Source organism: uncultured Veillonella sp. (assembly GCF_934190855.1).
Taxonomy (GTDB): Bacteria; Bacillota; Negativicutes; order Veillonellales; family Veillonellaceae; genus Veillonella.
This window is the reverse complement of record NZ_CAKPTN010000071.1, coordinates 1-8,263: the sequence shown is the minus strand read 5'-3', so window position 1 is coordinate 8,263 and position 8,263 is coordinate 1. Positions and strand designations below refer to the sequence as shown.

The window sequence follows — 8,263 nt, the reverse complement described above, 5'->3', positions numbered from 1 at the left end:
CTTTACGGCTACCAAATCCATCTCGACTAGAGGCATAATCAGAGCCATTACGCAATTGTTCTTGAATAGCCATCAAATTATGGACTTCACCGAGTACAAAGTCAATTTGTTTCTTTTCTACATCGGCTTTTACAAGGGTAACCGTAACCTTATCACCTAAGTGATATGTTTTACCTGTTCGTTTACCAACGAGGACAAAATGTTCTTCGTCAAAGAAATAGTAATCGTCGTTCATCATGCTAATATGCACGAGGCCATCGATACCGTTTTCTAACTCAACAAACATACCAAAGGATGTAATACTTGCAATAGTACCTTCAAAGACTTCGCCCACAAATGGAACCATATATTGTGTCTTTTTAAGGTCTGTAGTTTCTCGTTCTGCCTCTGTTGCCACTTGTTCTTGTTTGGAAGAGTGCTCAACAGCACCTGCTAAGAAGGCTTCCTCTACATCTCGCTTAGAATATCCATTTTTCCAATGCATATCGGCTTTTAAGAGGCGATGAACCATCAAATCTGGGTAACGTCTAATAGGAGATGTAAAATGCGTATAACATGTAGATGCCAAGCCAAAGTGACCAGCATTTTCTATACTGTATTTCGCTTGCTGCATAGATCGTAAGGTCATAATTTGAGCCACCTGCTCAATATCCTGCCCTTTTACTACATCTAAGATTTTTTGGAAATCTCGTGGTGTTACACCATCTGAACTAAGAACGAGATTTTGACCTAAGTAATTCAATACCTTTTGGAATAAATCTAACTTTTCTTCGCTTGGACTTTCATGAATACGATATACCGAAGTACGGTGTGTATTCTTCAAATGAGTCGCTACCGTTTCATTGGCGATGAGCATACATTCTTCGATGAGGCGCTCTGCCATTGTGCGATCACGTTTAACGATACGTAACGGTGTACCATCTTGGTCAAGCAATACCTTGTATTCAGGGAAATCGAAGTCTAAAGCACCTCTACGACGGCGCATGCGGTTAAGAATTTTAGAGATTTCTGCTAAATCTCGTAACATAGGCATAAAGTCTTGTAAATCATCAGGAATGATGTTTTCCTCTAATGCCTTATACACTTCTTTATAACTACAACGTCGTCCTACATGAATAATAGATGGTCTGATACGATAATTAACAACCGTCCCTTTATCGTCAATTTCCATCATACAGGTCATAGCATAACGGTCTTCATGAGCATTTAAGCTACAAATGCCATTAGATAATACCTCAGGTAACATCGGTACTACACGGTCTACCAAATATACAGATGTACCTCGCTTATAGGCCTCATTATCGATAGGTTGGCCAGACGTTACATAGTGACTTACGTCTGCAATATGTACGCCTAATTCGTAATTACCATTCGGTAATTTACGACCACTCACGGCATCATCAAGATCTTTTGCATCCTCACCATCGATAGTAACCATTTGTAAGTCTCTAAGATCCCAACGTTTTGGGTCTTCGTGAATTATAGTATCAATCTTCTTACTGGCTTTGATAACTTCTTCAGGGAAGTTAAAAGGGATCTTATGATTTGCCATGATACAGTTAATATCAAGGCCTACATCACCTTTATAGCCTAGAATTTCTGTTATAACACCTTCAGGCTTTTTATCGCCTTCCGGCCATTTTGTTATTTTAACCAATACCTTAGCGCCGCTACGTGCATCTAACGTATTTTTTAAATCCACAAAAATATCTGTACCGATACGTTCATCATCAGGGATAACAAAGCCAAAGTGTTGTTGTCTATCATAGGTACCAACTACAGTTTCATTAGCACGCTCAATTACATCAACGATAATGCCTTCTCGTTTATGTTTTGTATAATCAGATGGCACTACGCGAACACGCACTTTATCATTGTGCATGGCAGTGCCTTTATTTTGTTCCGCCACATAAATATCTTCATCATCGAGCATGATAACAAAGCCATAGGATTTACGATATCCTTTGTAAATACCTTCATATTCTTCATGCTGCTGTTCTTCATATTGATATACATCAGGTCGCGTACAAGTTAATACGCCTTCCCGTGCGAGCATTTTGGCAGACCGAATAAACATCTCAAGATCTTTACCACCTCGAATATGGTTATCCATTGCTGCATCTTCAATATGATATGCATGTGGTTGGATAGATTTATAAAAGTCCAATACCTTTTTCTTCAAATTTTCACCCCCTTAAGATGGAAAAAGAAAAAGCCTGCAAAGCAGGCTTTCATCATTAGAATTGATTAATCATTGCCCCTAATACTAAGCTCAACACAGCAAAGATAATCCCTAAAATAATTGTACATCTAGATAAGAAGCCGTCTACACCACGGGCCTTACCACCAAAAGAGGAGTCTGCCGCACCAGAAACAGCGCCACCCATACCAGAGCTTTTGCTATTTTGTGCCACAACTACTACAATTAATAAAATTGATACGATTACTTCTAGGATCATTAAAAAATTTGTCACGACTGTCATCCTTCCTGTGAGGCTCTAGGCGAACCCAATACACGATGTTCTAAATACTTCTCTAATTTACGTTTAACCCTTTGCAGTGCATTGTCGATAGATTTAACACTGCGATCTGTGACCTCAGCCATTTCTTGATAAGAACGTCCGTCTAGATATCCTTCCAAGACCTCCCACTCGAGATCACTTAAAATATGACCGATATTGCGTTCAATATCATCCAATTCCTCTTGGCTGATAATGAGATCCTCAGGGTTTGTAACCTTTGCGGAGGATAGCATTTCAATCAATGTACGCTCTGATTCCTCTGTATATACCGGTTTATTAAGAGATATATAGGAATTCAAAGGCGCGTGTTTTTGTCTTGTAGCCGATTTAATGGCCGTTATGATTTGTCTAGTTATACACAATTCTGCAAAGGCTCTGAAAGACGCTAATTTATCATGTTTAAAATCGCGCGTCGCCTTGTAGAGTCCAATCATACCTTCTTGGATAATGTCCTCTCGATCCGCACCTACTAAAAAATAGGAACGTGCCTTAGCTCGAACAAAATTTTTATATTTATTTACAATATAATCAATTGCAAACACATTTTGCTCCTCTTGAGCTATGACCACAACTTGCTCATCGGTCATTTCCTTGAAATTGTAATCGGACTTGCGTGTATGAATCAGTTTCATAAGCTCCTCCTTACAATTGAGCGAGAAAAACCAATATATTTATTATACTGGAAGTGTATTTGATTTTCAACTATCAATGACCACGTCGCAATTTCTCTAGCTTTTCAGCCACTTCAGGGGATAATAAGCCCCCCACTTCATTGCGTCGTAAACTAAATTGATCACGTCTATGTTCATGAGCATATTGCAGTCGCTCCTCTTCCTTAGCAAGACGAATCATATTTTGTAATTCTCGAGCAGGAATTCGCAAACCACCGGAACCGAGAATTTGATTCTGTTCTGCCCCATCAGAAGTCACAACATATACATTGGTATATTTACCTTTACGCAAAAATACCTCTCGTTCTATAAAGGAGTCCGCCGTTTCTCCATCATCAGTATAGACCTCTATGAAACCATTAGTGATAACCTCAACAGAGCCTCCAGATTTCGTATATTTACCATCAAATACAAGGATCACTTCATAGCCCTTAAACTTGCCGTAATTTAATAACTTATCTCTCAGTTCCATTCGAGCATGCTCTAATGATTCATGTGCTAATTTCTTCAAATGAGTCCAGGCAAATATCACATTATAGCCATCTACAATTAAGATATCTTTTAACATAGTTATTTCGCTTGCCGTTGACGTACCGCCTCATACATAAGAACCGCTGCTGCCACAGATGCGTTTAAGGAATTTAAATTCCCATACATAGGAATCGTTACGAGGAAATCACAAGCCTCTTTCACAACACGGCTAATTCCCTTGCCTTCATTACCAATTACGATAACTGTAGGAATCGTCATATCCGCCTCATACAAGGTACGGTCACCTTCCATATGAGCGCCCATTACCCAAAAACCTTGTTTTTGTAGCTGCTTAATAGTTTGAGCCACGTTGCCCACTTGTACTAGGGGAATCTGTTCAATAGCTCCAGCAGAGGTTTTGGCAACTGTCGCATTAATAGGTGCATTATGACGCTTAGGAATGAGTACAGCCGTTGCACCCACACATTCGGCAGTACGAATGATAGCTCCCATATTATGAGGATCCTCTACACCATCTGTTAAAATGAGCAAAGGCACTTCATGAGTAGTCTCTTGTAAAACTTCACCTAATTCCTTAAATTGTACCGCCGATACAAGGGCAATAACCCCTTGATGTGGTACATCTAAGTCGTACTTATTCATCTGTTTAATAGGTGTCGGTCTCACTTCAATGCCTTGGGATTTAGCAAGACCCACGATATCAGCCAAACCAGTTTTCACCTTATCTTCGCTGACCATAATACGTTGAATTGAACGACCACTTTTAAGGGCTTCTTTAACCGCATTGCGGCCTACAATATAATTGTCCATACTACATACCTCGAAGAGTTATAGAAAAGGCTTGTCCCATAATATGTTGTAAGCGCTCATCTTGACGTGTTTCATACAGAAAACCTAGTACAGCTTCAAAGGCCGTACTACTGCGATATTCTTGAACAGAACTGCTCTTTGGCACATTGACATTACTATTTCTAGCTCGTCTAGCAATAGCGTGTTCTTGTTCTGTGAAAGTATCTTCTATCTCAAGTAATACTTTTGCTTGTGATTTAGCACAAATAAACTCAGTAACAATGGTGTGTAACACTTGTACTTTAGTAATATTCATTTGTACTACTCGTTCACGCACATACATGGAGTACACGGCATCACCAATATAAGCAAGCATGACTGCGTCAGCACTAAGGCACTCCTCTACAGTTCGTTTACGCAAACGAAGCGGCTCTTCTTCAAGAGCCGTCAGTTTTTTTATCGCTTCATTCATTAAGAATTGAAATTGTTTAAACTTCACGTTTTTTCCACCGTGCACCTTGAGGGGAGTCCTCAATAGTAATACCGATTTCAGCCAAACGATCGCGGATGCAGTCAGCTAATGCCCATTGCTTTTGTTCGCGGCACGCTTGACGTACAGACAAGATAACTTGCATTAATTCTTCGTATTCAGCAGCGTTAGCACTAGTGTTGCCTTCCCATGCTTTTTCAAGAACGCCAATCACATCTGTCATGAATTTGAAGATACGTTTAACTTCAGCAATAGCTTCTTGGCAAACAACGCCTTCTTTGCTAGTCATTGCTTGGTAGTAAATGTTGATTTCTTTAGCAAGACCAAACATGCTAGATGTAGCTAATGCTGTATTGAAGTCATCGCTCATAGCTACTTCAAATTCTTCTTCAAATGTTTTAGCTTGTTCTAACAAACGTTGTGCATCTTCGCATTGACCTGGTTCACATTTTTCAAGGTAAAGAAGGTTTTCAATAGCTGTGCTCAAACGTTCTAAAGATTTATTTGCTTCTTCTAAGCGCTCATCAGAGAAATCCAATGGGCTGCGATAATGGGTGCTCAACAAGAAGTAGCGCAATGCATCAGGGCTATATTGTTCTAAAATATCTTTTACCAAGAAGAAGTTATTCAAGGATTTAGACATTTTTTCAGAGTTAATTGTAATAAAGCCATTATGCAGCCAGTAACGAACTACTGGATGTTGACCAGAACAACCTTCGGATTGAGCAATTTCGTTTTCATGATGAGGGAAGATCAAGTCACTACCGCCACCATGGAAGTCGAATTCTGTACCCAAGTATTTTTGGCTCATAGCAGAACATTCAATATGCCAACCTGGACGACCATTGCCCCATGGGCTTTCCCAATAAGGTTCACCTGGTTTTGCTGCTTTCCACAACGCAAAATCCATAGGATTCTTTTTGCGACCATCTACTTCGATACGAGCGCCAGCTTCCATATCATCTAATGTACGGCCAGATAATTCGCCATAATGTTCAAATTTGTCAACGCTATAGTACACATCGCCATCGAGTTCATAAGCATAGCCTTTTTCAATCAACGTATTGATCATCGCAATGATATCTTCGATATGTGTAGAAACACGTGGATAAATATCAGCTCGTTGTACACCAAGAGCATCCATTACTTCGAAATAGCTATCGATATAACGGTTTGCAATAGTATCCCAAGATACGCCTTCACCATTAGATGTATTGATGATTTTGTCATCCACATCTGTAAAGTTTTGTACATAAGTTACTTTATAGCCTACATGCTTCATGTATCGACGAATTACGTCCCAAGTTACGAAAGGACGTGCGTTGCCAATATGAGGATGATTATATGGTGTAACACCACATACATACATTTTTGCCTCACCTGGTGTAACAGGATTGAATACCTCTTTTTGGCGTGTCATAGTATTATAAACTGTAATTTCTCTCATCGTTACCGATGCCTCCATTTTTGTAAATAAAAAAGACCTCTCATCTCATACAGAGACGATGGTCCGCGGTTCCACTCTGTTAGGTACCAGCAATGGCACCCACTCATCGCATAACGGCGCGTCACCGGACAAACCTACCTATAATCGGAGTGTCAGCTCGTGAATGCATTTCGTCTACCTATCCATGAACCCTCCCACCATCGGTTCTCGCTAAAAAGTTAGTTGTAGAGTACTTCTTTCAGTCCTAGCTTTTAATTGTATCTATATTTAGATATAGAGTTATTTTACCAAATAATGCTATAGAAAGTCAATATTCATAAGAAAAATCCTCATCATTCAAAATTAGTTATTAGCCTATTATACATAGGTTTTCAGCTAATATATTTTTAAATGATGAGGATTAGTACAATCAAAATATTTGACTGCTATTATCACTATTAACAATAGTTTTTATATAAAACACGTTAATAGTAATTGATTTAGTTTATATCAATTAAGACTAAGCATTTTCCAACTTCTCTTGATCGTCATGTTTACGGCAAATACCTGCAAATATAGAGCCTGTAAAGTTATGAATGATAGAGAATACTGCACCTGCTACCGCAGCTTGTGGTGTAAAATGTTTAAGTGCAAGAGAAACGGACAATGCAGAGTTTTGCATCGCTACTTCAATTTGCATTGCACGGCGAGAAGAAATATCGATGTTAAGAGCCTTACAAATGAAGTAGGTTACTACGTAACCACTCACATTTTGTACCAAGCAAGCTACGAAAATAATTAAGCCTGTTTCAGCAATTTGTTTTTGGTTTACTGCTGTAACAGCTGCTAAAATAAGCAATACTGCAATAGCCGCAATTGTAGGGCATACATCTTTAACTGGTTCAATCTTAGAACCGATGAAGTAATTCAATACGATACCTAAGATGATTGGTACCAATACGATTTTTACGATGGAAATAAACATCGGCATAAATTGAATTTCAATGGAAGATGTAGCACCTGCATAGAGTACAACGAATAAAGGTGTTAATACTGGAGCCAATAATGTAGAAACAGTCGTTGCAGATACAGATAAAGGAACATTACCATTAGCAAGGAATGTCATAACATTAGAAGCTGTACCACCAGGACATGCACCTAACAGGATGAAGCCGATACCAATTTCCGGAGGGAAATTGAAAATAATGGCTACCAAGAAACCTGCCAATGGCATCCATAAGAACTGGATAACAGATACGAGGATAACCTTCATTGGTTGTTTGAATACATCAAGGAATACTTGTGCTGTCAAAGTTAAACCCATCGCAAACATAACGAATTGTAACATGTACGCAATGTAGGGAGTCATCCAAGAAATTACTGTAGGAAGCATATACGCTAATACAGCCATCAATAGTACGATCCAAGATAGATAACTATTGAATAAGTGGTTAATAGAACGAATAACACTCATAAAAACACTCACTTTCATAATATATAAAATAAAATACGCCGACTATTATAGCACTTCTATAGAATAATCTCAATATACATAAAAAAGCTCTCATAACCTCAGCTATGAGAGCTTTTAAATTAGCCTCTATTACTATTTTGTTAAAGCGCTAACATTGTCTAAGCGATGTAAGCATTTTTCTTTACCAAGCAAAGTAACGATATTGTTCAAATCAGGACCGTGCATTTGACCTGTTAAAGCCACGCGAATTGGCATGAATACAAATTTACCTTTTAAAGCAGTTTCTTTCATTACTGCCTTAATAGTTGCTTTTACAACTTCAGGTGTGATTTCATCAAGTTCAGCCAATGCATTGCGGAAAGCACTGAGTACAGTTGGAGCCGTTTCTTCGTTTAATAC

8 protein-coding genes, 1 pseudogene and 1 other annotated feature are annotated in these 8,263 nt (G+C 38.8%); all 9 genes and pseudogenes read right to left on the bottom strand.

Annotated elements, in window-relative coordinates:
* On the bottom strand, positions 1 to 2,182 hold a 2,182-nt coding region (gene rnr, locus Q0F90_RS05460; RefSeq protein ID WP_296004050.1), incomplete at its 3' end, for a ribonuclease R.
* A 55-nt stretch (positions 2,183 to 2,237) separates the two neighbouring features.
* The gene (gene secG, locus Q0F90_RS05455; RefSeq protein ID WP_024066833.1) at positions 2,238 to 2,483 is read right to left on the bottom strand and encodes a preprotein translocase subunit SecG; all 246 of its coding nucleotides are present in this window, start codon (positions 2,481 to 2,483) and stop codon (positions 2,238 to 2,240) included.
* Positions 2,480 to 3,154 (bottom strand): RNA polymerase sporulation sigma factor SigH, encoded by a 675-nt coding sequence (gene sigH, locus Q0F90_RS05450; RefSeq protein ID WP_296004048.1) that lies wholly within the window; start codon positions 3,152 to 3,154, stop codon positions 2,480 to 2,482. The genes secG and sigH overlap by 4 nt, the downstream gene beginning before the upstream one ends.
* Positions 3,155 to 3,227: 73 nt before the next feature.
* Entirely contained in the window at positions 3,228 to 3,761 is a 534-nt protein-coding gene (locus Q0F90_RS05445; RefSeq protein WP_296004046.1) for an NYN domain-containing protein, read from the bottom strand.
* A gap of 2 nt (positions 3,762 to 3,763) precedes the next feature.
* Positions 3,764 to 4,495, bottom strand: coding sequence for a 23S rRNA (guanosine(2251)-2'-O)-methyltransferase RlmB (rlmB, locus tag Q0F90_RS05440; RefSeq protein ID WP_105098257.1), 732 nt, complete (start codon positions 4,493 to 4,495; stop codon positions 3,764 to 3,766).
* 1 nt (position 4,496) lies between these two features.
* A complete protein-coding gene (locus Q0F90_RS05435; RefSeq protein WP_296004043.1) occupies positions 4,497 to 4,973 on the bottom strand; it encodes a Mini-ribonuclease 3 in 477 nt (158 codons plus the stop codon).
* Positions 4,963 to 6,411 (bottom strand): cysteine--tRNA ligase, encoded by a 1,449-nt coding sequence (gene cysS / locus Q0F90_RS05430; protein ID WP_296004041.1) that lies wholly within the window; start codon positions 6,409 to 6,411, stop codon positions 4,963 to 4,965. The genes Q0F90_RS05435 and cysS overlap by 11 nt, the downstream gene beginning before the upstream one ends.
* A 48-nt stretch (positions 6,412 to 6,459) precedes the next feature.
* Positions 6,460 to 6,666: a binding site (T-box leader), on the bottom strand.
* Between the two features lie 244 nt (positions 6,667 to 6,910).
* Positions 6,911 to 7,864: a bile acid:sodium symporter family protein gene (locus Q0F90_RS05425; protein WP_296004039.1), complete on the bottom strand. Its 954-nt coding sequence runs from the start codon at positions 7,862 to 7,864 to the stop codon at positions 6,911 to 6,913.
* Positions 7,865 to 7,996: 132 nt separating this feature from the next.
* Positions 7,997 to 8,263, bottom strand: a pseudogene (locus Q0F90_RS05420) (glutamate--tRNA ligase); the annotation flags it as partial.

Coding starts and splice junctions, on each gene's coding strand:
- secG (WP_024066833.1), bottom strand. CDS start 2,483: ATGACAGTCGTGACAAATTTTTTAATGATCCTAGAAGTAATCGTATCA.
- sigH (WP_296004048.1), bottom strand. CDS start 3,154: ATGAAACTGATTCATACACGCAAGTCCGATTACAATTTCAAGGAAATG.
- rlmB (WP_105098257.1), bottom strand. CDS start 4,495: ATGGACAATTATATTGTAGGCCGCAATGCGGTTAAAGAAGCCCTTAAA.
- cysS (WP_296004041.1), bottom strand. CDS start 6,411: ATGAGAGAAATTACAGTTTATAATACTATGACACGCCAAAAAGAGGTA.
- Q0F90_RS05425 (WP_296004039.1), bottom strand. CDS start 7,864: ATGAGTGTTATTCGTTCTATTAACCACTTATTCAATAGTTATCTATCT.
- Q0F90_RS05445 (WP_296004046.1), bottom strand. CDS start 3,761: ATGTTAAAAGATATCTTAATTGTAGATGGCTATAATGTGATATTTGCC.